The sequence below is a fragment of the Chitinophaga rhizosphaerae genome (assembly GCF_003958645.1).
Taxonomy (GTDB): domain Bacteria; phylum Bacteroidota; class Bacteroidia; order Chitinophagales; family Chitinophagaceae; genus Chitinophaga; species Chitinophaga rhizosphaerae.
The window spans coordinates 258671-284648 of sequence record NZ_RXLO01000007.1 but is presented as its reverse complement, the minus strand read 5'-3'; the positions used below and the strand labels follow the sequence as shown (position 1 = coordinate 284648).

Annotated in this window: 20 protein-coding genes; 3 read left to right on the top strand and 17 right to left on the bottom strand. The window is 55.7% G+C overall.

Annotated features, from left to right (window positions below; all coding sequences use genetic code 11):
• Positions 1–4: 4 nt before the first annotated feature.
• The 7 genes from aroA to EJ361_RS17840 form a co-directional block, all read right to left on the bottom strand.
• Positions 5–1282 (bottom strand): 3-phosphoshikimate 1-carboxyvinyltransferase, encoded by a 1278-nt coding sequence (aroA, locus tag EJ361_RS17870; RefSeq protein ID WP_126247003.1) that lies wholly within the window; start codon positions 1280–1282, stop codon positions 5–7.
• 2 nt (positions 1283–1284) lie between these two features.
• Entirely contained in the window at positions 1285–2310 is a 1026-nt protein-coding gene (gene aroB, locus EJ361_RS17865) for a 3-dehydroquinate synthase (protein ID WP_126247002.1), read from the bottom strand.
• Positions 2311–2332: 22 nt separating this feature from the next.
• Positions 2333–3418 (bottom strand): chorismate mutase, encoded by a 1086-nt coding sequence (locus EJ361_RS17860; RefSeq protein WP_126247001.1) that lies wholly within the window; start codon positions 3416–3418, stop codon positions 2333–2335.
• A gap of 37 nt (positions 3419–3455) precedes the next feature.
• Complete coding sequence (locus EJ361_RS17855) at positions 3456–4298, bottom strand: prephenate dehydrogenase (RefSeq protein WP_126246999.1); 843 nt, start codon at positions 4296–4298, stop codon at positions 3456–3458.
• The gene (locus EJ361_RS17850) at positions 4295–5479 is read right to left on the bottom strand and encodes a pyridoxal phosphate-dependent aminotransferase (RefSeq protein WP_126246998.1); all 1185 of its coding nucleotides are present in this window, start codon (positions 5477–5479) and stop codon (positions 4295–4297) included. Before EJ361_RS17850 ends, EJ361_RS17855 begins: the two co-directional genes overlap by 4 nt.
• A 22-nt stretch (positions 5480–5501) precedes the next feature.
• The gene (locus EJ361_RS17845; protein WP_126246997.1) at positions 5502–6332 is read right to left on the bottom strand and encodes a prephenate dehydratase; all 831 of its coding nucleotides are present in this window, start codon (positions 6330–6332) and stop codon (positions 5502–5504) included.
• A gap of 603 nt (positions 6333–6935) precedes the next feature.
• Positions 6936–7151, bottom strand: a complete 216-nt coding sequence (locus EJ361_RS17840; protein ID WP_126246996.1) for a hypothetical protein — start codon at positions 7149–7151, stop codon at positions 6936–6938.
• A 136-nt stretch (positions 7152–7287) separates the two neighbouring features.
• Between EJ361_RS17840 and EJ361_RS17835 the strand changes: the two genes are divergently transcribed.
• From EJ361_RS17835 to EJ361_RS17825, 3 genes are all read left to right on the top strand, one after another.
• Entirely contained in the window at positions 7288–7848 is a 561-nt protein-coding gene (locus EJ361_RS17835) for an RNA polymerase sigma factor (protein WP_126246995.1), read from the top strand.
• A 26-nt stretch (positions 7849–7874) separates the two neighbouring features.
• On the top strand, positions 7875–8960 hold the full coding sequence (locus tag EJ361_RS17830; protein WP_240646668.1) for a trypsin-like peptidase domain-containing protein: 1086 nt from the start codon (positions 7875–7877) through the stop codon (positions 8958–8960).
• Positions 8961–9109: 149 nt separating this feature from the next.
• The gene (locus EJ361_RS17825) at positions 9110–10396 is read left to right on the top strand and encodes a hypothetical protein (protein ID WP_126246993.1); all 1287 of its coding nucleotides are present in this window, start codon (positions 9110–9112) and stop codon (positions 10394–10396) included.
• Positions 10397–10451: 55 nt separating this feature from the next.
• Here EJ361_RS17825 and EJ361_RS17820 read toward each other — a convergent pair whose 3' ends face one another.
• From EJ361_RS17820 to EJ361_RS17775, 10 genes are all read right to left on the bottom strand, one after another.
• On the bottom strand, positions 10452–11210 hold the full coding sequence (locus EJ361_RS17820) for a carboxypeptidase-like regulatory domain-containing protein (protein ID WP_126246992.1): 759 nt from the start codon (positions 11208–11210) through the stop codon (positions 10452–10454).
• Between the two features lie 108 nt (positions 11211–11318).
• On the bottom strand, positions 11319–11504 hold the full coding sequence (locus tag EJ361_RS17815) for a CsbD family protein (protein WP_126246991.1): 186 nt from the start codon (positions 11502–11504) through the stop codon (positions 11319–11321).
• A 69-nt stretch (positions 11505–11573) separates the two neighbouring features.
• Positions 11574–12509, bottom strand: a complete 936-nt coding sequence (locus EJ361_RS17810) for an aldose 1-epimerase (RefSeq protein WP_164714308.1) — start codon at positions 12507–12509, stop codon at positions 11574–11576.
• A gap of 14 nt (positions 12510–12523) precedes the next feature.
• On the bottom strand, positions 12524–13852 hold the full coding sequence (xylA, locus tag EJ361_RS17805) for a xylose isomerase (protein WP_126246989.1): 1329 nt from the start codon (positions 13850–13852) through the stop codon (positions 12524–12526).
• A 10-nt stretch (positions 13853–13862) separates the two neighbouring features.
• Positions 13863–15350, bottom strand: coding sequence for a xylulokinase (locus EJ361_RS17800; RefSeq protein ID WP_205687035.1), 1488 nt, complete (start codon positions 15348–15350; stop codon positions 13863–13865).
• A 37-nt stretch (positions 15351–15387) separates the two neighbouring features.
• Positions 15388–17034, bottom strand: a complete 1647-nt coding sequence (locus EJ361_RS17795; protein ID WP_126246987.1) for a sodium/sugar symporter — start codon at positions 17032–17034, stop codon at positions 15388–15390.
• A 148-nt stretch (positions 17035–17182) separates the two neighbouring features.
• Positions 17183–18595 carry a RagB/SusD family nutrient uptake outer membrane protein gene (locus EJ361_RS17790; protein ID WP_126246986.1) on the bottom strand — a complete coding sequence of 471 codons (1413 nt, stop codon included), beginning with the start codon at positions 18593–18595 and terminating at the stop codon, positions 17183–17185.
• A gap of 17 nt (positions 18596–18612) precedes the next feature.
• A complete protein-coding gene (locus EJ361_RS17785; RefSeq protein WP_164714307.1) occupies positions 18613–21636 on the bottom strand; it encodes a SusC/RagA family TonB-linked outer membrane protein in 3024 nt (1007 codons plus the stop codon).
• Positions 21637–22030: 394 nt separating this feature from the next.
• The gene (locus EJ361_RS17780) at positions 22031–23500 is read right to left on the bottom strand and encodes an alpha-L-fucosidase (RefSeq protein ID WP_126246984.1); all 1470 of its coding nucleotides are present in this window, start codon (positions 23498–23500) and stop codon (positions 22031–22033) included.
• Between the two features lie 18 nt (positions 23501–23518).
• Positions 23519–25906: a glycoside hydrolase family 95 protein gene (locus EJ361_RS17775; RefSeq protein WP_164714306.1), complete on the bottom strand. Its 2388-nt coding sequence runs from the start codon at positions 25904–25906 to the stop codon at positions 23519–23521.
• Positions 25907–25978 lie beyond the last annotated feature (72 nt).

Below are 25978 nucleotides of genomic sequence, written 5' to 3'. Positions count from 1 at the left end.
GTTGTCAGTGTTTTACGGTTTCCCCTTCTGTTACTACGGTCACACCCAGCTGTTGCAGGTGATCGTAGAATTCGGGGTAAGATTTATTGATGGCTTCCGCGTTGTCGATCACAACGGGCCCGTCGGCCGTAAGCGCCGCAACGGCGCAGGCCATGGCGATCCGGTGGTCGTTGTGCGAGCTCACCCGCGCTCCCTTGATGCCGGTCCCGCCATGCACGTGCATGAGGTCGCCGTCGAGGTCGATACGGATGCCCATTTTGCCGAACTCCTGCTGCAACGTAAGCCCGCGGTCGCTTTCCTTATGCGCCAGGCGGCTCACGCCTTTGATCACGGTAGTTCCCTGGCAATTGGCGGCCAGGGCCACCAGCGGCGGGAAGAGGTCCGGACAATCGGTCGCATCAATTTCAAAAGGTTTCAATCCGTCTTTGCCGACGATGATGGTGAACATGCCCGGCAGGATGTCTGCGCCCGCTTTCTCGAGGGCTTCCATGATCGCCTTGTCCGACTGGGCAGACTGTGTATTGAGATGATGCACTTCCGCCTTGCCGGCCACGGCCGCGGCCACGAGGAGGAACGCCGCACCGCTCCAGTCGCCTTCCACGGTGTATTCGCCGGCGCGGTAGGTTTGTTTGCTTTCGAAATGGAATTTCTCGAAGTTCTCGTTTCTCACCTTCACCCCGAAATGCGCCATCAGCTGGAGCGTCAGGGCGATGTAGGGCTTGCTTTTCAGGTTATCTACGGTGATGGTGGCTTTTTCGGCCACGCTGCCGAAGGCCATGAGGAGGCCGGTGAGGAACTGCGAGGAAAGGGAACCGTCTATGGTAATGTTTTTCGCTTGCAGCGGCCCGAGGATTTCGAGGGGCAGTTTGCCTTCGTTGCTTTTGATCTGGACGCCCAGTTGCGGGAGCACTTCCTCGAAGAAGTGCATGGGCCGCGTAGTGAGGCTGCCATGGCCGCTGATGGTGATATTGCGGTCGGCGAGGGCTGCGATGGGTGTGAACATCCGGATGCCGAGGCCCGATTCTCCGCAGTTGATCTCGTCGTAGAAGGGTGCCACGCCACGGCTGGTGATGTGGATCTCTTCGTTTACGCGTTTCACCATGGCACCGAGGTTTTCGGCCACTTCCAGGGCGGCGAGGCAATCGTTGCTGAGGCCCGGGTTGCGGATCACCGTTTTCCCGTTGGCCAGGAGCGCCGCCGCCACCGCGCGCTGCATGGCGCTTTTGGACGGGTTGGCAGTTACGTTGCCGCTGATGTTACCGGGTTGTATCGTTGCTATCATGGCTATATTTCTTGTAAGATCTGTTTCAGCTCGTCGAGCAGGATCGGCTTGGTAATAGCCTCGCCGATCCTGTTCAGGAGCACGAAATGAATATGGTCTTTTTCACGCTTCTTGTCCAGCCTGAAAATATTGAACACCGCTTCCTTGTCGGAAGTCATGGTCACCGGCAGCCGGTAATCATTGATCAAACGGATAAGGCGGTTGGTTTGTTCGGGCGGCAGCTGGTTGAATTTTTCGGAGATCTTAGCGGCTGCTACCATCCCGATGGCCACTGCTTTTCCGTGTGCGATGCTCTCGATCTTTTCTACGGCATGGCCAAGCGTATGCCCGAAGTTCAGCCAGCGGCGTACACCGCTCTCGAACTCGTCTTCCAATACGAATTTTGTCTTGATCTCTACAGACCGCTGTACGAGGAATTGCAATACTTCCACGTCCTGCGCCAATGCCTTGTCTTTATTGACTTCCAGGTAGGTAAACAGTTCTTCGTCGTAGATGCATGCATATTTGATGATCTCCGCGAAACCGTTGCACCACTCCCCTTCCGGCATCGTGGATGGCAGCGAATAGTCGAACAGGATGAAAGACGGCTGGCGGATAGTGCCCAGCATGTTTTTATGCATACCGTGGCTCACGCCGTTTTTTCCGCCGATGGATGCGTCTACCTGCGCGAGCAGTGTAGTGGGAACGAAAGCGAACGGAATGCCGCGCATGTAAATGCTCGCCGCAAACCCGGTGACGTCTGTCAACATCCCGCCACCAATGCCGATCAGCATCGTTTTGCGGTCTGCCTCCAGTTCAATCAGCCCGTCAATGATCTGCCCCATCACCTCCATGTTCTTGTGCTCTTCCCCGTCGGGCACCACCAGCTTCTTCCAGCCGGTAAAAAGATGCCCGTAATGTTGGTCCACATTTTCGTCTACCAGCAATACCGACCGCGATTTGTCGGCGTATTCGCCCAGGTTGGCGAGACTTCCGCCGAGGTAATAATCGCAGCTCGATTGCTGGAAACGGTGAGATTGTTTAATCATATTCGTAGAGGAAAATATTGGCTTAGTCGTTCATCACTTTGTTCTGACGGTTGATGGATTCCAGGTGAACTGCATCGAAATACTTCAGGATGAATTCTTTGCTGAGGCCCAGTTTCTCACCTGCACGGATGGCGCGGTCGAGGATTTCGTTCCAGCGGTTGGTCTGAAGGATCGTGATGTTGTTTTCCTTTTTGTATTGACCGATTTTCTCGGCGATTTTCATGCGGTTGCCCAGCAGCAGCAGGATTTCGTCGTCGATGCCGTTGATCTGGTTGCGGAGTTTTTCCAGCGCGGTATTGAATTCCTTGTTTTCGGAACGCTCGTGCTTCCAGGTGATATTGTCGAGCATTTCGCCGAATTTCTCGGGGGTGATCTGCTGTTTCGCATCGCTCCAGGCGTTATCGGGGTCCACGTGCGTTTCGAGCATGAGACCGTCGTAATCCAGGTCGATGGCTTCCTGCGCCACGGCCTGCAGGATGTCGCGGCGGCCGCTGATGTGGCTCGGGTCGCAGATCATCGGCAATTCGGGATGGCGGCGCTTCAGTTCGATCGCCAGGTGCCACATGGGCGCGTTGCGGTATTCGGTATTGCCGTAGCTGGAGAAGCCGCGGTGAATGAGGCCCACTTTCTTGATACCGGCCTTCTGGATACGCTCAACGGCGCCGATCCAGAGCTCCAGGTCGGGGTTGATGGGGTTTTTGATGAGCACGGGAACGTCGACGCCTTTCAGTGCATCGGCAACATCCTGTACGGAGAACGGGTTCACCGTAGTACGGGCGCCGATCCAGAGGATGTCTACCCCGAAATGCAGCGCATCTTCCACCTGCTTGGCGGTCGCTACTTCCACGGTCAAAGGCATGCCGGTCAGTTCACGGGCTTTTTGCAGCCAGGGAAGGCCTTTTGTGCCAATACCTTCGAAAGAACCGGGGCGGGTACGGGGCTTCCAGATGCCGGCGCGCAGCACGTCCACCTTGCCGGTTTTGGCCAGCGCCAGCGCGGTCGCGAGCACCTGTTCTTCCGTTTCGGCCGAGCAGGGGCCGGAGATGATCAGCGGCTTCTTGTCAGACGCCGGATCTGCGAATTTCGTTTTTGCTAAGATCTGTTCCATTTTGTTATCGTGATGTGTTAGTTGATGAAAAGGGTGATTACTTCAGGATTTTTCTGATTTTATTGCTCTTCTGGATGAGCTTGTAGAACGTTTCATAGTCTTCCGACTGCAACAATTCCTTCATCTGCTCCAGCTGGCGGATATGCTCGTCGAGCACGTCCAGCACATTATTGCGGTTATGCTTGAAAATGGGCACCCACATATCGGGCGAGCTTTTGGCCAGGCGCACGGTGGATTCGAAACCACCGCTCGCCAGCTCGAAAATCCGGCCCTGCTCTTTCTCTTTCTTCAACACCGTCAGCGCCAGCGCAAACGAGGTGATGTGGGAGATGTGCGACACATAGGCCGTATGCAGGTCGTGCTCCTCGCCGTTCATATACACGGTGCGCATGTTGAGCTTGTCTACCATCGCTTCCACCATTTCCACGGCGTCTTCGTCGCTGTTCTTTACGTCGCACAGCACCATGGTCTTACCGGTGAAAAGCCCCTTCACGGCGGCTTCCGGCCCGGAATACTCGGTGCCGGCCATCGGGTGGGCGGCAACGAAGCGCCCCCTGTTGGGATGACCGGCAACGAGTTGCAATAATTTATGTTTGGTAGAACCTACGTCCATGATCACCTGTCCGTCCTTCACCTTGTCCAGAATCCCGGTTACTGCGCCCAGCGTGGCATCCACGGGTATCGCCAGCACCACGAGGTTACTGCGGTCCATCGCGTCTTCGAGCGTGGAGCCCTCGTCGATGATCCCCAGTTCCTGCGCCTTGGCCAGGTTGCCCGTGTTATTATCCACCCCGATGATCCAGTTGGCCACGCCCCGCTCCTTCAGGCTCAGGGCCAGCGAACCGCCGATGAGGCCTACACCTACTACAGCTGCTATCATACGAGGGCTTTTTTACGGTCAACGATTTGTTGCTTCACCCGGTCGATCGCTTCGGAGAACACCTGCTCGTCCCGGCAAAGGCTCACACGGACGTAGCCCTTCCCGTTCTCCCCGAAAATCCCGCCGGGCGTGATAAAGACGTGCGCCTGCTGCAGCACTTCGTCACTCACCGCAAAGCCGTCTGCGTATCCTGCCGGGATCTGCGCCCATACGAACATGCCCACCTGGTTGCGGTCGTACGTACAACCGATGAGGTCCAGCAGTTCGAAGACTTTCTTCCGGCGGCCGCTGTAAATGGCGTTCAGTCCGTCGTACCAATCCTTCCCCAGCTCCAAAGCAGCCACTGCGGCCATTTGTACGGGCTGAAACATGCCGGAGTCCATGTTCGACTTGAACCGGAGCACATCGTTGAGGAAAGCCGCCTTGCCCACGAGCATGCCTACGCGCCAGCCGGCCATATTGCCGGATTTGCTGAGGCTGTTCAGTTCCAGGGCTACTTCCCTTGCGCCGGGCGTAGCCAGCAGGCTGGCGGGCGCATCGTTGAGGATGAAGCTGTACGGATTGTCGTGGCACAGCAGGATGTTATGTTTGGTGGCGAAAGCCACGAGTTTTTCGAATGTATCCGCTTTGGCCTGCGAGCCGGTCGGCATATGGGGATAGTTCACCCACATGAGTTTCACCTTGCTGAGGTCGCGCTGCTCCAGTGCCCCGAAGTCGGGCTGCCAGTCGTTATCCGCGCTGAGCGTGTAGGTTACCGGCGTGGCGCCGGACAACTGTACGGCCGAGCGGTATGTAGGGTAGCCGGGATCGGGGATGAGCGCTTCGTCGCCTTCCTGGAGGAACGTCATGCAGATGTGCATAATGCCTTCTTTGGAGCCGATGAGGGGCAGCACTTCCGAATCCGCGTCGAGCGTAACGCCGTAGAAGCGGTTGTACCAACCTGCCATGGCCTGCCGCAGGGCCGGGATGCCTTTGTAGCCCTGGTACGCATGGGTATCGGGTTTGGCCGCGTATGCGTTGAGGGCGGCGGTCACGGAGGGGTGCGGCGGGAGGTCGGGACTGCCGATACCGAGGTTGATCACGCGGGCGCCGGCTTTGTTCATGTCGTCGATCTCCCGGAGTTTCCGTGAAAAGTAGTATTCCTCGGTGTGCTGCAATCTTTTGGCTACGGATGGTTGCATGGGTGTTAGATTATTGTTGGTATCAGGTATGCGTATTGCCTTTTTTGTAAATCCCCAGAACGGTCAGCTGCTCCGTGAGCGGCTCGATTTTGTTGAGCGCCTGCTGGAAGTGCTCCGGAGAATCGAATTCCATGTCTGCGTGGAAGTAATAATGCCATTCCTTCGCAGGGATGGGAAAACTCTGGATCTTGCTCAGGTTGATGCCTTCCTCTGCGATCATGGTGAGCACGCGGGCGAGGCTTCCCCGTTCGTTGGACGTCTGGAAATATACGGAAGATTTATTTGCATCGGCCGGCGTCTTCACCCCGTTCCGGGAAATGGCCAGGAAGCGGGTGTAGTTGTTTTTAGCCGTGTGGATGTTGCGCCCGATCACTTCCAGCCCGAAGATATCGGCTGCGAGCTGGCCTGCGATGGCCCCGGTGGTCTTCAGTTTTTTCTGGCTCACATGTTTGGCGCTGAGGGCGGTATCTTCCGTTTCCACCAGTTTGATGTGGGGATATTGGGCGAGGAAGTCCATGCATTGCAGCAGCGCCATAGGGTGCGAATGTACTTCACGGATATCGTCGATCGTTTGCCCGGGCAGTACCATGAGGTTTTGATTGATCTGGAGGTACAGCTCGCCAATGATATGGAGCCCGGAATTCTTGAGCAGGGAGTAATTGGGCAGGATGCTGCCGGCGATGGAGTTTTCGATGGCCATGATGCCGGCGTCTACGCCGGCCTCCCCTTTCTTCACCTTGCGGACGAGCTCCGAAAACGAAGCGCAGGCCTCAATGGTGGACTGTTTGCCGAAGTAATTCCGGGCGGCTATCTGGTGGAAACATCCTTCAAATCCCTGGATCGCGATGCGCATATATGTTGTTTAAGATACTGTTGAGCAATAAAAAGGGCCCCGCTTTGTGGCGGGACCCTTCCATTCATTCTACCGGTTTTGACCGTTATCACAAGAGAGTCCCGCTTTCTTTTGCATAAAAGAAAAAGTAAAAATAGCAGGCATAAAATCGATTCTGTGACATATCTGGCTTTTACCGGTTTGCATAATTTTAAAAGAAAAGGCCCCCTTTTGCAGGAGGCCCGTTATATTTTTTATCTGTTTGGATCAGCAAAAACGAACCTCCTAATTCTGGTACCAGAAAAAGTAAAAGCCGTAAAAGTATCCAAAAGTATGCTGTTGCATCAGATAGTGTATTTGCGTTGTTTGATAGAACAAAAGTAAGGCACGATTTCATTTTTTCAAACAGCGGAGTAAAAAAATCAATTTCGTCTAACAAACATCAATATCAATTGAAAAACATTCAATAAATCACGAAAAATGCCAATCAGTTGCCTGGTAAAACGGTGGATTGAATGCTATAGCAAATAATTTCGGGGGATGAGGCGAACGGTGGAGGAGGGGCAAAAAAAGCCCCGGCGGTATGCCGGGGCCGGATGAATATCCTTTAATGCTTGCCTATAATTAGTGAGCTTTAGCAGTAGAGTCGATAGCTTTTGCGGTAGAGTCAACAACAGCAGCAGCGGAATCAACAACAGCAGCAGCAGAGTCTACAGTGCTCTGAGCTTCCTGAACCAGGCTGTCAACTTTAGTGGAATCACCTTCAGTGGCGGTACCAGCGTTGTTGCAAGCTACAGCGAACAGACCCAGGGCGAGAGCGAGGAAACCGAATTTTTTCATTTTGATACGTTTTAAGGTTTATTTGAAATGAGATTTAACCTTTATACCCCGTTTCGGAGAAAGGTAACCCGCAATCTGAAAAAAAATTTATTTTGCCTACTTTGGGTTACTAAACCGGCCCAAACCGTATTAATCAGTGAATAATCTTTTGCACATAGAAAAGGATCAGGAATTACTGCACAGATTAGCCGTCAACGATGATAAAGCTCTGGAAATCATTTATTTGGAGCATTACCCAATGGTTGAAAGGATGATTTTGCAGCATTATGGATCGGCGGACGATGCCAAAGACATCTTCCAGGAAGCGATGATCGTATTATATGAAAAGGCAAAAGAAGGGAATTTCGTACTCTCCTCCCGGTTGAAGACATTTATATATGCCGTTTGCCGGAGGATGTGGCTCAAAAAGCTTCAGAGCGGCCCCAACAGCGCTCCCCTCCCGGACGACGTCGAGGAGTCGGCAGACGCGGCCGAGGCCCTGGAGGCCCATCTCGAAAAGGACGCCCAGTTCCGCCAGATGGAAACAGCCATGGGAAAGATCGGGGAGCCCTGCAAAACCATCCTGGAGGAATATTACATCCGCCACCGGAGCATGCAGGAAATCGCGGAACAATTCGGGTATACGAACGCCGAAAATGCCAAGAACCAGAAGTACAAATGCCTCATGCGCCTGAAGAAACTATTTTTTGCGAACTAATATATTAAAAGAGCACGATCACCGTGATGAACGAATTACATAAAATACAGGAAATAGAACGCTACCTGGACGGTGAAATGACCGCCCCGGAAAAAGAAGCGTTCGAATCCCTCCTGCGCCGGAACCCCGACCTCCAACGGGAAGTTTCCGGGCATGAGGCGTTCCTTTCCCAGCTCAGGGGCCATGGCCAGCGCCAGGACTTCCGCGCCCGGATGAACGCCATCCACCCCCGCGCCGCCGCTCCCGCCCATCAGGTCCAGCCTGCACCTGCCACCATCGTATCGATGACCAGCCGCCGCCGCACCTGGTACTCCGTTGCCGCCGCCGCATCGATCGCGCTGGTCACCTCCCTCGCTACCATGGCCATCATGCAGCGGTCCGCCAAAAACTCCTACACCGCCAAATATGAAGACGTCCGCCGTGTGCTGAACAACATCCAGCGCTCGCAAAACGCCCTCATCCGCGATATCAACAATAAAAACACCGGTCCTGCCAACCCCGGCACCTACGGCGGCACCTGCTTCGCCATCAGCCGGAACGGCTATATGGTTACCAATTATCATGTGATCGCCGGGGCGGATTCGATTTACCTGCAGAATAATAAAGGAGAAGCCTTCAAGGCCGTGAGCGTGTTCGAAGACGTGTCTTCCGACCTGGCGGTGCTCCGCGTGGCAGACAGCACTTTCCGCACGGCTCCCCTCCCCTATACGCTCAAAAATGCCCCCTCCCGCCTCGGGCAGGAAGTGTTTTCCATGGGCTATCCCAGAGACGAGATCGTTTTCGGCATGGGTTACCTCAGCGCACAAACCGGTTTTAACGGCGACACCCTGGCCTACCAGGTTTCCATCCCCGTCAACCCCGGCAACAGCGGCGCGCCCCTGCTCGATACGAACGGAGAGCTCATCGGCATCATCACCGGCCGCCAGTCTACCTCCGAAGGCATCGCCTTCGCGGTGAAATCCGGCCACCTCAAACGCCTCCTCGAAGAATTACCGAAAGAAAAATTCAACCGCAAAGACCTCAAACAGAAAAACCAGCTGACCGGCCTGCCCCGAGTGGACCAGGCGCGTAAACTGGAAGAATTCGTTTATATGGTGAAAGTTTACAACTGAGCGATTGAAAAATGAAAAATAGAAGGACCGGCCGCAAGGGAACAACCCGAGCAGCCGGTCCTTCGCTTATTTATTGATTTACGGGTTTTTACGGAGATCCGCGTTTTTTGCCCCGGCTACCTTTGCGCTACTAAATTCAATAGTGCATCATGGAAAGGATTCTTTGTTTCCCCCTCATTTTCTCCGCGATGATATTTTCGCAATGCTCCAAGCCCCAACCCGAAAATCCCGGCGATCCTCCCGGTAACGGCCATGGAAACGGCGGTGGCGGCGGCCGGCAAAACGGTGCCCCCATGCCCAAAGGCACGCCCAACGGCAAGGTATACAGTAAAAAAATCGGAATGGCGGGTGGAACGATCGAATACCCCGGCGCCAGGCTTACGATCAACATCCCGGCGGGCGCTGTGGACCAGGAAACCGAATTTTTCATCCAACCCATCACCAACACTGCTCCCGGCGGCAAAGGCATTGCATATCGCCTTCAACCTGAAGGAGTTACGTTCAGGAAGCCGGCTACTTTAAAGTTCCGGTATACGGCAGACGACCTCCAGGCCACATTTGCCGCCGCGCTCGGCATCGCCACGCAGAAAGCGGACGGTGCCTGGTACGGTTTGGGGGCCATTCAAAACGAAGCCGCCAAAACCCTCGAGGTGAAAACCACTCACTTTTCGGACTGGAGCTTCTTCGAAGCTATTTCGCTGGAGCCCGGCATGTCTGCGGCCGATCCCGGGCAGCAGGTGCCGTTGGTGGTGAAGTGCGTGCTCCCGGGAGACGATGACCTGCTGGTGCCGTTGACCAAAGAAGGCCAGGAAACCGCATTGCTCGATCCCAAAACCCATCTCGACGCGAAGTTCATCGAAAAATGGACACTCCTGGGCACAGGGCAGCTCGCATCCACCGGCAATTCCGCCAAATACACCGCCCCCGCTAAAATCCCGGCTACGAACCCGGTGGTTGTTTCCGTCAACGTCAAATCCAACGGAAGGGCCGTGGGGATACTCATCGCAAGGGTTTTTGTGGCGCCGGAAGGCATTTCCGTATCCATCGCCGGCGGGGATTATACGACCTATGGCAATTCCGGCGGACGGGTTACCACGGGCGAAAGTTTCGCGACGGCGCAGCAGGGCGGCGTAACGGCCAGCGTGAAATGGCAGGGGAAAACGACCGGCCAATTTAGCTGGGATGCCACCAACATCTTATTCCTGCTGAATATCGGCACCACCAAAACATATGCGCAGGTATACAATTCAGGCGGAAAGGCGGTGCCCAGTCCCGGCAAACTGCATGTCGTCGAAACCGGCAATTTCGGATGGATGCTCGGCAGCTTTGAATTGGAAAAATCGGGGTACTACATCTTCAGCACCCCGCCAACCATGGGAACTACGAAAATCAACGGTTACTTCCGGGTCAAACGTTTGAACATCGGTACGGAATAAAATAAAAACGGCTGACCAGGTGACGGTCAGCCGTTTTTCTATTGTAAGGAATGCCTTAGTCGTTTTCCTTGATACGGACCGCCGGGTTTTGGCGCCATTGTTTGGCGCGGACGGAGATCCACATGATCAGGTCTTCCTGGTTGATGGTGCGCAGCATTTCGTAGCTCGGGGTGTAAGCCTGGGTGAACCGCATGAGCGAATCGCCTTTCAAGCCGGTAACGGTGCTCACGAAGCTTTTGGAATAGCGGTAATCCATGAACTGCTGGCGCTCGTTCTCTTCGTAGAGTTTCTTGAATTTACGCAGGTCTTTCTGTTCGCGGGAGCCGCGGGTGAAGGGACTGAACACCAGTCCAAAGCCGCCCTGGCTACGTTTGTCGGTGTTTACAAGCGTTTGTTCCTTGGCTTCGAGGAAGGGCTTGAACTCTTCGTACCGTGCCAGGGAATCGAGCTGATAAGCGTTCCATTTGCCGGATATTTCTACCTGGGGCAGGAACCTTTCCCGTGCATTGAGGCGGATATTGGCCACCTGGGTGCCGGCGAGGTTGATCACCTTCACACTGTCAGGCACATAACCGATAAAAGAAACCACGATCTCATCACCCTGCCGGGCCGAAATCCGGTAATACCCTCCCTGATCGGAAAAAACGCGTGCACCGGTATTTTTGTTCCGGACCGTGGCGGGATATAAGACGAGCTTGCCGTCGAAACTGGTGACCTGCCCGCGGAGGGTAACGGGTGTTTCGGTCTGCGCCATTGCCACCCCGCCCATCAGGGTCAGGAGCAAGGTTACCAGGTACAATCTAATGGGTTTCATATTATTCTAACATTTGCGTCCGGAAAATAGTTAAGACACGAAAGTAGTTAAAAAAGCAATTCCCGGAGGAATCACTTCCCCGGGAATTACCGTTTTACATTCGTCTTATTACAGGGACCGGATCAGCGAGATCACTTCGTCCCTGGATATACCGAGTCTTATTTGTATCTGGCGGATGAGGCGGTCATCTTTCCCCTGCTCATAGGTAAGATCCGTCTCCGTCAAATCGGCGAAAAGTTGTTTCAGCTTCGATCTGATCTCATTCCACCGGTCCTTGATCATCAGGATGTCCATGACATGACAATTTATGGGTGAATAAAGAGGGGTTACCCCATAAATCCAAAGTCTGTGCCAAAACAACCGTCAGAACCCGGTTACCTGCAAGCCCGTCCGGAAAATTGCGCTGTGGCCGGGCTCGACCGTCACCAGTCCGATGCCGTTATTGAAAGCATTGGGGGCGCCGGTCAGGTTTTCGATCGCGATGCTGTTCCGGTGCGGCGGTGTATATACCTGCAACACGGGATAGCTCCTTTCCGGGAAAAAAGCAATTCGGATCCTTTTCCCGGGATCGGTGAGGGTACACACCGGCTGGGCGGCTTCGAAATCCACCAAAAATGAATTATCGAGCGCTACGCCGTTCATGCTCTTGCCGCCATTGAACTCCGTAAAGGGCAATGTTTTACCCGTGGGAATGAGTTTTTCGTCGAACTCCACGATGGCGGCGCTGCTGAACTGCAACTCCAGCCTGTCTACCGGCGTGCCCGTCGAGAAGTACGGATGCCAGCCGTCCATCATGGGGATGCGCGCGTTGTGGAGATTGAAAACCGCGGTGGTGATCTGCAAATGCTGATCGGCCAGCAGGCGGTACTGTACCTCGCAGCGGTAAGGGAACGGGTATCCCGGATCGTCGCCGGCGTAATGATGTTCCAGCGAGATTTCGGCGAAGCTGTCGGCCGCTTCTTCCTTGATGAGGGAGAAAGGCTGATCGTAGAGCAGCCCGTGGATAGGGGATTTCCTGATCGTATAATCCGTCCCGCTCCAGCTGTACGTTGCATCCTTGATCCGGCAGGCGAACGGGCTCAGTTTCACGCTTTTGAAACTGTTCGTTACGCCCGCGTTCAGATCGTCCGAACTGCTGTAACTATCAATCACATTGATGTTTGTGCCTCCCTGCGGAATGATGAATGCGTGCAGGAGGGCGCCATATCCGGGTATGATCTGCACTTCCGCGCCCGCATCGTCTTGCAGCGCGATGATGGAAAAGCCGTTCTCTTCTTTATGCGTGATACTGAATGCCATGCTTTGATTTTGCCCTAAATATACTGATTGATCATGTTTTCCAGCCATTCCTGCCGGCCGCTGGTCTGTTTCGGCTCACCATTGGCCACGGCGAACGCACGGAGATCTTCGAGGGATAGCTTGCCCTGTTCGAATTCCAGGCCTTTGCCGGCGTCGAAAGAAGCGTAACGGTCTTTGCGGAACTGGCGATAGGGCGATTCGCGGAGCATGCGGTCGGCCACGAAAGCCGCGCGGGCGAAAGCGTCCATGCCGCCGATATGGGCGTGGAAAATATCTTCGAGGTCGGTGGAGTTGCGGCGCGCCTTTGCGTCGAAGTTCACACCGCCGCCGGCGAGCCCGCCGGCTTCGAGGATCACGAGCATGGTTTCCACGAGCTCATTGAGGTTCATGGGGAACTGGTCGGTATCCCAACCGTTCTGGTAATCGCCGCGGTTGGCGTCTATGCTGCCCAGCATGCCCGCGTCTGCCGCCACCTGCAGCTCGTGCTGGAAGGTATGGCCGGCCAGGGTGGCGTGGTTCACTTCAATGTTGAGCTTGAAATCCTTGTCGAGGCCATATTGGCGGAGGAACCCGATCACCGTGGCGCTGTCGTAGTCGTATTGGTGCTTGGTAGGCTCGCAAGGTTTGGGCTCGATGAAGAACGTACCCTTGAAACCCTGTTTCCGCGCATAATCGCGGGCCATCGAGAGGAAGCGGCCGAGATGATCAAGCTCGCGTTTCATATCGGTGTTCAACAGCGTCATGTAGCCTTCGCGGCCGCCCCAGAACACATAGTTCTCGCCGCCCAGGGCGATCGTTGCGTCGAGGGAATTTTTCACCTGCGTACCGGCGTAAGCCACCACGGAAAAGTCGGGGTTGGTGGATGCGCCGTTCATGTAGCGCGGGTTGCTGAACACGTTGGCGGTGCCCCAGAGGAGCTTTACGCCGGAGGCTTTCTGTTTTTCCTTCGCGTAGTCCACGATCGCCTGCATCCTTTTTTCGTATTCGGCGATGGAAGCGCCTTCGTCGATCAGGTCGATGTCGTGGAAGCAGTAATACGGCACGCCGAGCTTGGTGATGAACTCGAAAGCGGCGTCCATTTTATCTTTTGCCGACTGGATCGGGTCGGAAGCGGTCAGCCAGGGGAAGTCTTTGGTACCTGGGCCGAAGGGATCTCCGCCGGTTCCGCAGAAGGTGTGCCAGTAGCTCACGGCGAACTTGAAGAGCTCTTTCAGCGTTTTGCCGTTAATGGTCGCGTTTTCGTTGTACCATTTATAAGCGAAAGGATTGTCGGATTGGGGGCCTTCGAATTTAACGGCGCCCACTGTCGGGAAATACGTTTTGTTACCTGTTATGATCTGCATTTGAAATGATTTATCGGTTCGACAATATTTGCTGGAGTTTGATTTTCCAATCGGCGTAGGCGTTTTGGTAAGCGGTTTGATTTTCGCCGGGCGAAATGGTGGCGAGGCAATCCATTCCCCGGAAAGCTTCCCCGAAGGACGCGAACACGCCCGCTCCTACCCCGGCTCCGCGCGCTGCGCCCTGAGCGCCGTCGGTATTATATAATTCTATTTCGGCGCCGGTGGCGTTGGCGAAGGCTTCCCGGAAAAGGGGACTGAGGAACATGTTCGCTTTCCCGGCGCGGACGCGGTTGATGCGCAGGCCCATGTCGCGCATGATGTCCATCCCGTACGCCAATGCGAATACGATGCCTTCCTGGCCGGCGCGGAGGAGGTGCCCCTGGCTGTGGATCCCGAAATCGAGCCCATGCACGCTGGCACCGGGGAGCCTGTTTTCGAGGATCCTTTCCGCACCGTTCCCGAAGGGAAAAATGCGAAGCCCTTCCGCCCCGGGAGGCGCTTTTTCCGCCAGCTCGTTCATCCTGTCATAGGGAATTCCGCCGGAAACCTGCCGTAGCCAGCTGTTGAGGATACCCGTCCCGTTGAGGCACATCAATACCCCGTTGCGGACTTCCTTCTCCGAATTATTGACATGCATGAAGGTATTGACACGGCTTTGCGCGTCGAACGAAGGCTGGTCGTGCACGGCGTACACCACCCCCGAGGTCCCCGCTGTAGTGGCGGCTTCTCCGGGCTGGAGCACATTGAGGGAAAATGCGTTGTTGGGCTGATCGCCGGCGCGGTAGGTCACGGGCGTGCCTTCCTTCAGGCCGAGCAATTCCGCCGCCGCCCCCGACACGCGGCCCTGTTCGCCGAACGTGGGCACCACGGGCGCGAGGAGCGATGCATCGATGCCGTATAGTTCCAGCAGCCGGCCGGAAACTTTCCTTTCCTTGAAATCCCAGAAAATACCTTCCGAAAGTCCGGAGTTGGTAGTGGCGGGAACACCGGTGAGGCGCATGGCGATGAAATCTCCGGGTAACATAATGTGCCGGATCTTCTCGTACAGCGCCGGCTCGTTTTGCTGTACCCAGCGGAGCTTGGAGGCCGTAAAGTTGCCCGGCGAATTGAGGAGATGCGGCAGCGTGTAGTCGTGACCGAGTTGCTGCGCGGCTTCTTCGCCGGTTTGAACGGCGCGGCTATCGCACCAGATTATCGATGGACGTAAAACTTCCAGCTTTTCATCCACACACACCAGCCCGTGCATCTGGTAAGCGATGCCGATCCCTTTGACGGCCGAGGCGTCGAAAGGGAATTGTTGTTGCAGGCGGCGGGTGGCTTTGCGGACTTCCTCCCACCACATTTCCGGGTCCTGCTCCGCGAATCCCGGTTTGGGAACGCGGATGCGCAGCTCTTCGTCGGAGCCGGTGGCGGAAGCAAGGCAGCGCCCGCTCTCAACGTCGAGCAGGGCTGCCTTGATGGAAGAAGATCCGATATCGTAACCTAATAAAAATGACATGATCGTAGACGTGGGAAAAAGATGCTATCAAAAAAAATTACCAGAATATTGTGTAAAGCGCCGTCAGGATACCGCAAATGATGATGGCGCCCACGGCGAAGCCTGGAGCCAGTTTAAACATGCCTGTATCGATCTGGAGCGCTTTCGGATTGTCTTTGCTTTTCGGGTCCATGAGGCTGATGATCACCATCAGCGCCACGATGATCACAAACACCCAGCCCATGCGGTTGATGAACGGCAGGTCGGGGAAGATGAGCATGAGGGCGACCGACAGCGGGATGGCCAGCGCGGCGCCAACCAGTGCGGCGGCCGAGGTGGTGCGTTTCCAGAAGAAGCCCATGATAAAAATGGCGAACACCCCCGGAGAAATGAAGCCGGTGTATTCCTGGATGAACTGGAACGCCTGGTCGAGGTTCCCCAGCGCAGGCGCTACCAGTGCGGCGATGATGCAGGAAACTACGATGGCGATGCGGCCGATGTTCACCTGTTCGGCGTCTGTGGCTTCTTTCTTGAAGTGTTTCTTATAAATATCCAGCGTGAAGATGGTGGCGATGCTGTTGGCCTTTCCGGCGAGGGAGGCCACGATGGCGGCGGTGAGCGCGGCGAACGACAAGCCTTTCAATCCGGCGGGGAGCAGGTTGAGGAGGATGGGATACGCGCGGTCGGGTTTCACCTGTTTCACACCATCTACCACGCCCTGCATTTCTTCGGCGAACATGCCGTTTTTCCACAGTACGTAGGTGGCGATGCCGGGCAGTACAACGATGATGGGCATGAGCAGCTTGAGGAAACCGGCGAAGAGGAGGCCGTTGCGGGCGGTTTTGAGATCGGCGCCCAGTGCGCGTTGCGTGATGTATTGGTTGCAGCCCCAGTAATTGAGGTTCACGATCCACATCCCGCCGATGAGCACGGCCAGGCCGGGCAATTCTTTATAATTGGCGTTGCTTTTGTCGAAGATCATGTGGAAATGTTCGGGGGCCTTTTGCCGGAGGAGCCCCAGTCCGTCCCACATCCCATTCATCGTATTGGCAGCCGCTCCGGTGGAACCGCCGAAATGGTGGGACACGAGGTTCAGCGCCAGGTAAGTAGTGGCCAGGCCGCCGAGGATGAGGAAGAAAACCTGGATCACGTCCGTGAACCCGATCACTTTCATCCCGCCCAGGGTAATGATGATGGCAAATACCGCGAGGCCGATCATACAGGCCGTGAAACTGAATCCCGAGATCGTGGAAACCGCCAGCGCACCCAGGTAGAGGATGGAGGTGAGGTTCACGAAAACGTACAGCAGCAGCCAGAAAACCGCCATGATGGTGGCCACCGTTCCGTTGTAACGCTGACTCAGGAACTGCGGCATGGTGTAAATCTTGTTCTTCAGATAGATGGGCAAAAAGAAGATCGCGACCACGAGCAAGGTGGCGGCCGCCATCCATTCATAGGTGGAAATGGCCAGGCCCATCTTGAAGCCGGAACCGCTCATGCCGATAAACTGCTCCGCAGAGATGTTGGACGCGATGAGCGATGCGCCGATGGCCCACCAGGTGAGGGAACCTTCGGCGAGGAAAAAGTCTTTCGTGTCGGCGCTGGCCTTTCTCTTCCTGTTGTAAATGTAATAACCGTATCCGGCTACGATCACGAAGTAAATCGCGAACACGATGTAGTCAGATGTTACAAGTTGATGGTTCATATAAGTATCAGTATAACGTGAAGTGGATTAGTGTGTCAAGATAGCAACAAATTTTTAATTGTTAAATCTACAGTTAAAAAAATGGGTAAAAAAAAGCCGGGCGTAATTGCGCCCGGCTTAAACAGTTCATTATCAGAAGATTACTTCCTTATTGCAGCCACTTGGGATGTTGCGCGATATGCTCATTGGCGAAAACTTCCGCTTGCGGAATGGGCAGCCAATATTCCCGGTCGTCTTGCGTCAGGTCTACGGCTCCCTGTGCCAGGGCAACATCTTTCGGCCCGCGGTTGATCTGGCGGTTATTTCTCCGCGCGTCCACATAACGGGCCGATTCAAATGCGAGCTCCTTGAAACGCTCCAGGAGCACGGCGTCGAGCAGTGCGGCCGCGGTGGGGAAAGTTTCGTTCGTATAACCGGTGATGCGCGCCGCGCGCAGCGCATTGAGATCTGCCGCCCCGGCCGCAACGTCGGGGGTAGCTTTGCGCGCGTTCGCTTCTGCGCGGATCAGGTACATTTCAGCGGTACGGAACAACTTGGCGTCTGCCAGGTTTACCAGGGCCGCTTGCCCGCCCACGAATTTTATGGCCGTCCAGCGGGGAACGTCTGTTGTTCCCAGGTTTTTGAAATAGTTCGCGAAGCGGATATCGTTTACCGGATCGAACGACTCCATCAATTTAAATGAAGGCGCCCAGATGATGCGGCCGGTATTGTCGCGGTAGTTGACGCCGAGGCGTTCTTCGCCGTTATCACGTTTCAGTTTCCAGATCACTTCGGCGGTGGAAAGGTCTGTCCAGATATTGGGGAACGCAGCTGCGGAAGCCAGGGGTCGGGCTGTGATCACTTCGGTGGCGAAGGTGATGGCCGCATCGAAATTCTTTTGCAGCAGGGAAGCGCGGGCCTGGATAGCCGTTACTACCAGCGGATCGATGCGTTGGCGGTTGGTTACGGTGTAGTTGGCCGGGAAAAGGCCTTTTGCGGCAACCAGGTCTGCGTTGATCTGTTGGTAGACTTTTGATACCACGTCGCGGGGAGGTTTGCTCAGTTTGGACTCGGTCATGACCGGTACGCCGGGCGAAGCCGGTTCATAATCCACGCTATAATAGCTCAGCAATTCCAGGTGGCTGAAGGCACGGATGGCGAGCAGCTCGGCCTTCAGCCGGTTGCGGGTGATCAGGTCTTCGCCTGTGGCGGGCACCTGATCGATGACGGCGAGCACGCGGTTGGCGCGGTCGATCACATCGTAATATGCGCCCCATGCTGCGGCGGGCTCGGCAGAAGTGCCCGGGTCATACTGCCAGCGCCAGGGGATCACGCCGCGGCCGGTATTGTTCTCACGCGGCATGGTAGCCTCATCTGTGAGCAATGTGGTGATGTATTGCGTGGCGCCGTAGTTAATGCCGGCATAAACGCCCAATACGCCGATGTTCAGGGCCGTTACATTGTTGAACGCGCCTTGCTGCGAAATGCGGTCCTGGGGTTTGATCCCGAGATCTCCCAGGCAGCCCGTGCCCAGTATGGCGGCAGCGAGCAAAATATATACGAGTTGAAATGTTCTTTTCATGATGTATGTGCTTGAGATCAGAAATTCAGTCGGAGACCGGCTGTGAACGTACGTGCGGCCGGATATTCAAACAGGCTGATGTTGTTATTGTCTTCCGGGTCGAAGCCTTTCCAGCTGGTGATGGTCAGGATATTCTGTGCCTGAACGTACACCTGTACCTTGCTGAACACCCTGGTGCGCTCCAGCAGGCTGGCGGGCAGATCGTAAGACATGTTCAGGTTACGGAATCGCAGGTAGGAGGCGTCCTGGATATCTTTGGAGTTGAAGCGGCGCGGATCGGACGTGGAGGGAATATCCGTGATATCGCCCGGCTTCCGCCAGCGGCGCAGCCAGTCCGTTCCCTGGTTGGAAGTAGCGAACGAGGGATTGACGTTGAAGAAGTCTTCGTTGTTGAAGCGTTTGAAGCCTTGCGCGAAGGAGAACAGTGCTTCCACGGTGAGCCCTTTCCAACGGGCACCCAGGTGGAAGCCTCCGGTGAACGGCGGGTTGAAGGTGCCGAACTCGGCCACGCTCATCGTGGAAGAATTGTACTGGGCGTTCGGCACGATCTTGCCTTCTCGGTCGTAATACTGGCTGCGGCCGGTCTCCGGATCCACACCAGCCCATTTTACGATGTAGTGCGAGCCCAGCGGCAGGCCAACACGGATGATGGAAGTACCCTGCTCAAATTCATTCACCGCACCCAGGTTGGTCACTTCATTCTTGTTGTAGTTGAAGTTGGCGCCTGCATACAGCGTGAAGTTGCGTGTGCGCAGGATATCGCCGCTCAGGTCTACATCGATACCGCGGTTGCGTACGCTGCCGGCGTTGATGCGGCGAACGGTAAAACCGGTGGTACGCGAAAGCTGTTCGTCCACGAACAGGTTGTCGGTTACCCTGTTGTACCAGTCGAACGAGAGGTTGACCCGTTTTCTGAACGCGCTTACATCAAAGCCGATGTTGAGCTGTTTGGAATATTCCCAGTCGTATTCCGGGTTGCCGATGGTAGCGGGCACTACGCCGGCGGCGCCTGCATAGCGGGTGGGCGAATAGGTGGCCATATAGCCGAAAGCGCCGGTACTGTTGAATGCGAACGGCGTCGCGGAAACGCCGTAGCTGGCGCGCAGGCGGAGCACATCCAGTTTTTCGGTTGCGTCGAACATGAAGTCTTCTTTCAGCACGTTCCAGCCGCCACCTACCGACCAGAAATTATGCCAGCGGTTCTTTTCCGGAACGGTGGAAGAACCGTCGCGGCGGAAGGCCAGGTTCAGCGTATACCTGTCATCATAACTGTAACGCCCCATGAAGATGAAAGATGCGAGGGCCGTTCCGAACTTGCCGCCGCCCAGCACCGGAATGAAACCGTTGGTCGTGTTACCAGGCGTGATACCGGCGGGCGTTTCGGGGAAGAGGCCGTTAATGCCGTAGCCGGTCATGGTGGAGTTGGAAGATTTGGTACGGATGAACTCATAGATCAGCGACGCTTCATAGTCGTGCTTGTCTTTGTTTTCGTGGAAGGTCAGCCCGTAGTTGCCGGTGAACTGCCAGTATTTATCGAAGCCCTGTTGATAGGAGCCCTGGCGGCCGGTTGCCTGGCTACCGGTGTAGGAATTGGGGTTGATGTAGCGAGACAGGTCGTGCTGGCGGTAATCCACCCCCATGGTGGTACGGGCATACAGATTCTTCAGCAGGTCGTACCGCAGGTTCATGTTCAGCGTTCCCTTGAGCTTGTTGGTCTGGTTCGTGGTATTGAGGGTACGCTCCAGGGCGTCTGACCCTTCCCGTAAATCGTATACGCCGCCAAACTGGGACGCATTCCCGGAATGTACCAGCACGCCGTTGATATAGGGCGCTTCGTACGGCAGGCCATAATATGCCGCTGCGAATGTATTTACGACCGACGAGGAGTTTTCATTTTCGATGCCGCTGATTTCGGAATAGCCGACCGCCGCGTTTACGGCGCCGGAGAATCGGTCGCCCTTGAAGTCGACGTTGGAACGGAAGCTGTAGCGCGTCAGTCCGGAACGGAGGGCGATACCTTCCTGGTTGAAGTAGTTGAGGGATGTATAGAACCGGATGTTTTCGTTCCCCCCGGAAAGGTTTACTTCGTGTTCCTGGAATTTCGCATGGTCGCGCAGGAAGATCCTGGACCAATCGGTATTGATATTCCGGAGGCTGTCCAGGATTTGCGCCCGCTTAGTTTTGTCGGGTTCGGACGAAGCGTCGTTTTTCGGAGAGAATTCCCATCCCACCCCGAATTCTTCTTCCTCTTCGAATTGGAGGCGCTGGTCGATATTCATGATATCGAATTTCGGGCGGGTGCGCTGCGACCATCCGTACTGCGTTTTGGCGCCGAGGCGGAGTTTGCCGGCTTTGCCGCGGCGGGTGGTGATAACGATTACGCCGTTTGCCCCGCGGGAACCATAGAGCGCCGTAGCCGTTGCATCTTTGTAAACGTTCACCGTTTCGAAGTCGGCCGCGTTCAGTGTCGCGAACTCTCCGCCTTCCAGGGCAATACCGTCAATAATGTACAATGGCGCGGTTGTGCCGCTGATGGAGCCCGGACCGCGGATCACTACGCGGTTCGCCGTGCCCGGCTGGCCGCTGCCCGAAGTACTGTACAGCCCCGCAACCCGGCCCTGCAGCATCTGATCGAACGTGGCCGCCGGAACATCCTTGAGCTTTTCACCGGAAACGGAGGCGACGGAACCAGTGTACTTACTGCGCTGCGTGGTGCCGTATCCGCTCACCACATACTCGCCCAGCTGTTTTTCATCCGTGCCTAGCGAGATATTGATCGTGGATTGGTTGCCGATAGCAACTTCACGGGTGGAATATCCCACGAACGAAAACACCAGCGTGCCATTAGCCGGCGCTTTCAACTGGTATTCGCCGCTGGAATTCGTGACGGTACCCCGCGATGTACCTTTAATCGTTATGGTAACTCCGGGAAGAGGAGATCCACCAAGCACATCGGTGACTCTTCCGGAAATGGAACGGTCTTGCGCGATGGCCGGAATACATGCCATCATCGCAAGCCATAGGGCAAGGACTTGCTTCATAATCATTCGCATTTAGATTTTGATTTTGTTAGTACATGGGCTCCATGCAGGGTGTACGGGACATACGGGTTACTGACCTTTCCTGAAGCTGAGGGAAGAAAGGTAAAATACTGCCACGGATGAAAAGTGCACACAATTCCTACATGCGCTGAAAATTAAAAGATTGGTAAAAGTTTAAAATTGGATGAAATCAGGGCTTTTCTCACAGGAGACCACATTTGGTTAATCACAATGCTGTGCTACTATTAGTCGTTAGGGTATGGTCTCCCTCCTGTTACTCGATTTAGATTTGATACAAATGTAATGAATGTTTGTTCACAAGAAAAAAATTCCGCGCCATTAGATAAAAAAAGCCAGCGGGCGCTGGCTTTTTATGAAGTAAACTGTGTATCGCCTAACTGGCTTTCGTGATCTTGAACGTCCAGGCGTGTTCGCAGGGCGTTTCTTTCGCAGTGAGCTTCGGGACGGTTACGGAGATGCCTTTTGCGGTTTTCGCCCATTTCAGGTTACCGGGCCGGCCGAGCATCTGCACGGTGGTGCCGCTGGCGGGCGTTACGCCGTTGATCTCCAGTTGCCCTTCGGGCATTACCGGTGCGATGGCGTATACCACGTCTCCCTTACGGGTGAAGAACAGTTCTTTGCGGGCGTATCCCGGTGCGGGGTCAACTGTTTGCTTCAGGAGCACTTCCGCGCTCACGTATCCCTGGTGCTTGGGCTGCTCGCGGCTGCCGGCGGTCCACTGCACCGGGGTTTTCCAGGCGCGGGTATCATAGATCGCTTCGCCGTTCACATCCAGCCACTTCCCGATCTGCAGCAATCTTTCCTGCATGATGGGCGGGATTTTGCCGTGCCCGTCGGGCCCGATGTCGAGCAACAGGTTGCCGCCGCTGCTCACGATGTCGAGCAGCAGGTAAATGAGCGACTGCGCGCTGTTGTAATCTTCGATATCTTCGTTACGGTTATATCCGAAAGAGTACCCCATGCCGCGGCACTCTTCCCAGGGCTTGCTGAACGTTTTCCCCACTTCGTATTCCGTCGTAAAATATCCGCCGTGATGCTGCCGGATGCCTTTGCCCCAGCGGTCGTTCACCACTACACTGCTTTTCACGGGCGATTCGTTGTACAGCCAGGTGAGGAACTCGCGCGATTTCCAGAGCGTATCGGTCTGGTCCCATTCGCCGTCGGGCCACACGATATCCGGCTGGTACCGGTTCACGAGGTCTTTCAGCTGGGGGATCATGTGTGTGCTGACGTATTCGTCGTATTTTTTGTTCGCGTACAGCGGGTTATACCATTCGTACAGCGAATAATAGAAGCCCATTTTCACGGGGGTCTTCTTCACCGCAGCAGTCAGATCGCCAAGCACATCGCGCCTGGAAGCCGCGTCCATGGCGTTCCACGGGCGACCGAAAGCTTTCGTCGCTTCCTTGCTGGGCCACAGCGCAAAACCATCGTGGTGTTTGGACGTGAGCACTACGTATTTGGCGCCCGATTTTTCGAAGAGCTTCGCCCAGGCGTCCGGGTCGAAGTCTTCCGCTTTGAAAAGATCGGCGAACTGGTAATACGAAAAATCCTTTCCGTACACCTTGTTGTGATGATCGAGCACTGCGGTGGTGCCGTTTTGCCCGTTACCGTATGTCTTGCCCGATTGCAGCCAGTGCTGGTACCATTCGGAATACACGCCTTTGGGCGCCCATGCCGGAACGGAATACACGCCCCAGTGAATGAATATCCCGAATTTCGCGTTCTCGAACCAGGCGGGAACGGGCCTGCTATCCAAAGATTCCCAGGTGGGCTTGTACTGCGCCATGGCGGTTGCCGGGAGCAGCGCCCATACCAGGAGCTTCAGCCATTTTCTCATCATATGTGGTTTTATTTTTTGCTAGAGTAACTGTTCTACCGGCACGTTCATCGACTTGCCCCTTTCCATCGACAGCGGCAGCAGGTGTTGCCCGTATTTCAATACCAGGTTGCGGCCGGTGGTAGACCGCAGCGTGATGGCGGTCAGCCGTCCGTCTGCCCAGGCCAGGTCCACTTCAAACCCTCCCCGCAAGCAAAGCCCTGTCACTTTCCCCGTTTTCCATTGCCCGGGCAATGCTGGCAGCAGTTCCACGTAGGAACCGTGGCTCTGCACGAGTGCTTCCGCGATGCCCGCCGTGCCTCCGAAATTCCCGTCTATCTGGAACGGCGGATGGGTATCGAATAAATTGGGCAAGGTGCTTTTCGACAGCAGGGCCTGCATGTGGTTGTAAACACTGTCTGCCTGTTTGAGGCGTGCGTAGAAATTGATGATCCACGCGCGGCTCCAGCCGGTATGCCCGCCGCCTTTGCCGAGCCTGCCGGTAAGGGTGCGCATAGCGCCTTCGAAGAGCGACGGTGTTTGTTCGGTGATCTCGCTGCCGGGGTACAGGCCGAACAGGTGCGAGATATGCCGGTGACCGGGTTCTACTTCTTCATATTCGTTGATCCATTCGAGGATGCGGCCGTCTTTACCGGTGCGGGTAGGCGGTAATTGGGCGATGATGCTTTCCCAACGTACGGCGTCGGCGGAATCGATGCGGAGCGCATGTGCGGCGGCAACGCATTTGGAAAGGAATTCGCGGAGGATCTGGTTGTCCATCGTCGGCCCGTACGTCAGCCCCGTCGGCTTGCCGGTAACGGGGTGTACGAACTGGTTTTCGGGGGAACTGGCGGGTGAAGTCACGAGGTATCCTTCCGGGCTTTTCACGAGATAATCTTCCACGAATTCGGCATGTTCCTTCATGATGGGATATGCTTTTTCGCGGAGGAATTTATAATCGAGCGTGAAGGCGAAATGTTCCCAGAAGTGAAGGCACATCCAGCTGGCGCCCATGGGGAAAGTGCCCCACCCTACGCCGTTCTGGACGCCGGTTTTGCCGAACGCGTCCGTACAGTGATGCAACACCCATCCGCGGGCGTTGTACATTTTCTTGGCGGTGATGCGGCCTTCCGGACGGATGCGGTCCATGAAATCGAACAGGGGCGCGGTGGTCAGGGAAAGGTTGGTGACTTCCGCAGGCCAGTAGTTCATTTGGAGGTTGATGTTGGTATGGAAATCCGCGTTCCAGGGTGCGTCCAAATGCTGGTTCCAGATGCCCTGCAGGTTGGCTGGCAACACACCCGGCCCGCGCGAGCTGCTGAGCAGCAGGTAACGGCCGTACTGGAAATACAATTCGGTAAGGTCTACGTCTTCCCCGCCTTTCCGCACCAGGGCAAGGCGCTCGTCTGTAGCGAGGTTCGCGTTGACGGAGGTGCCCAGGTCCAGGCTCACCCGCTGCATGACAGGACTAAAATCCGCGATATGTTTCGATTTGATGGCGGCATACGGCTTCGCCGAAGCGGCGGTCAACAACCGGCGGCATTTGGCCACGGCTACGGCTGCGCCGGGATCCAGGTCCATTTTTGCGGCGTTGTAGCTCGTTGCGCCCTGGATGTAGAGCGTAACGGCGCCGGCGCCCTTCACCTGAATCGTCCCGTTTTTCGCTACGGCCGTTCCGCCGGAAGGCGTCACCTGCACGATGCCCGCAAAGCGCATGTGCGCGCCTTCCGGACCTTTATTCTCCCTTCCGTTCTTATCGATGATCTGCCCGTCCATCAACAGTTGCCGGCCGATGGCCGTTACCTTCGCGTCTTTCAGCTTTTGCGCCGTATCGCGCGGATCGGGGCGGGTGATGGAAATAACGGCGTTGAGTGCGCCCGGTTTGGAGGCGGAAATATGAACGGCGATGATATTGTCGGGGTTGGACGCGATCACTTCCTGCCGGTATTCCACGCCGTTCACGGAAAAAGTGGTGAGCGCCACGCCGGTTTGCAGATCGAGGCTGCGGCGGTACCCTTCCGTTCCATCGAAACCATAATCGATGTTGACGTTCATGAGCGTCTGGTTGGAACGGAAGCTGCGGGCAGGGCGTGGCGGATTGCCGCCGTCTGTGGCGAGGAAAAACTTGTCTGCCAGGGCAAACGCCTCGGCGTTTTTGTCTTCGAAAATGAGTTTGCGGATGGTGTCGAGGTACTTGCCGGCATTGGCGTTTCCGTCGTTGAATTTGACGCCGGCCCATACGCTTTCTTCGTTGACCTGGAGAATTTCTTTGCCGGTGCGGCCGTACACCATGGCGCCGAGCCGGCCGTTCCCTACGGGCAAGGCTTCTTCCCACCGGGCGGCGGGCCTGGCGTACCAGAGTGTTTGGGGAGACTGTTGCGCCAGGGCCGAATTCCCCAGCACCATCATGAGTACAAGGATCTTTTTCATAACCGTAAACGTTGCTTGAACAATATACTGCGCCACCGCGGCGATTACAAGCCACGGTGAATTAAACATCAA

Bases quoted from the DNA above. Each gene is read 5' to 3' on its own strand.
- EJ361_RS17785 (WP_164714307.1), bottom strand. From the start codon at position 21,636: ATGAAGCAAGTCCTTGCCCTATGGCTTGCGATGATGGCATGTATTCCG.
- EJ361_RS17815 (WP_126246991.1), bottom strand. From the start codon at position 11,504: ATGGACATCCTGATGATCAAGGACCGGTGGAATGAGATCAGATCGAAG.
- EJ361_RS17780 (WP_126246984.1), bottom strand. From the start codon at position 23,500: ATGATGAGAAAATGGCTGAAGCTCCTGGTATGGGCGCTGCTCCCGGCA.
- EJ361_RS17860 (WP_126247001.1), bottom strand. From the start codon at position 3,418: ATGGAACAGATCTTAGCAAAAACGAAATTCGCAGATCCGGCGTCTGAC.
- EJ361_RS17855 (WP_126246999.1), bottom strand. From the start codon at position 4,298: ATGATAGCAGCTGTAGTAGGTGTAGGCCTCATCGGCGGTTCGCTGGCC.
- EJ361_RS17840 (WP_126246996.1), bottom strand. From the start codon at position 7,151: ATGAAAAAATTCGGTTTCCTCGCTCTCGCCCTGGGTCTGTTCGCTGTA.
- EJ361_RS17825 (WP_126246993.1), top strand. From the start codon at position 9,110: ATGGAAAGGATTCTTTGTTTCCCCCTCATTTTCTCCGCGATGATATTT.
- EJ361_RS17830 (WP_240646668.1), top strand. From the start codon at position 7,875: ATGAACGAATTACATAAAATACAGGAAATAGAACGCTACCTGGACGGT.
- EJ361_RS17845 (WP_126246997.1), bottom strand. From the start codon at position 6,332: ATGCGCATCGCGATCCAGGGATTTGAAGGATGTTTCCACCAGATAGCC.
- aroB (WP_126247002.1), bottom strand. From the start codon at position 2,310: ATGATTAAACAATCTCACCGTTTCCAGCAATCGAGCTGCGATTATTAC.
- EJ361_RS17795 (WP_126246987.1), bottom strand. From the start codon at position 17,034: ATGAACCATCAACTTGTAACATCTGACTACATCGTGTTCGCGATTTAC.
- EJ361_RS17790 (WP_126246986.1), bottom strand. From the start codon at position 18,595: ATGAAAAGAACATTTCAACTCGTATATATTTTGCTCGCTGCCGCCATA.
- EJ361_RS17850 (WP_126246998.1), bottom strand. From the start codon at position 5,479: ATGCAACCATCCGTAGCCAAAAGATTGCAGCACACCGAGGAATACTAC.
- EJ361_RS17820 (WP_126246992.1), bottom strand. From the start codon at position 11,210: ATGAAACCCATTAGATTGTACCTGGTAACCTTGCTCCTGACCCTGATG.
- aroA (WP_126247003.1), bottom strand. From the start codon at position 1,282: ATGATAGCAACGATACAACCCGGTAACATCAGCGGCAACGTAACTGCC.
- EJ361_RS17810 (WP_164714308.1), bottom strand. From the start codon at position 12,509: ATGGCATTCAGTATCACGCATAAAGAAGAGAACGGCTTTTCCATCATC.
- xylA (WP_126246989.1), bottom strand. From the start codon at position 13,852: ATGCAGATCATAACAGGTAACAAAACGTATTTCCCGACAGTGGGCGCC.
- EJ361_RS17800 (WP_205687035.1), bottom strand. From the start codon at position 15,350: ATGTCATTTTTATTAGGTTACGATATCGGATCTTCTTCCATCAAGGCA.
- EJ361_RS17775 (WP_164714306.1), bottom strand. From the start codon at position 25,906: ATGAAAAAGATCCTTGTACTCATGATGGTGCTGGGGAATTCGGCCCTG.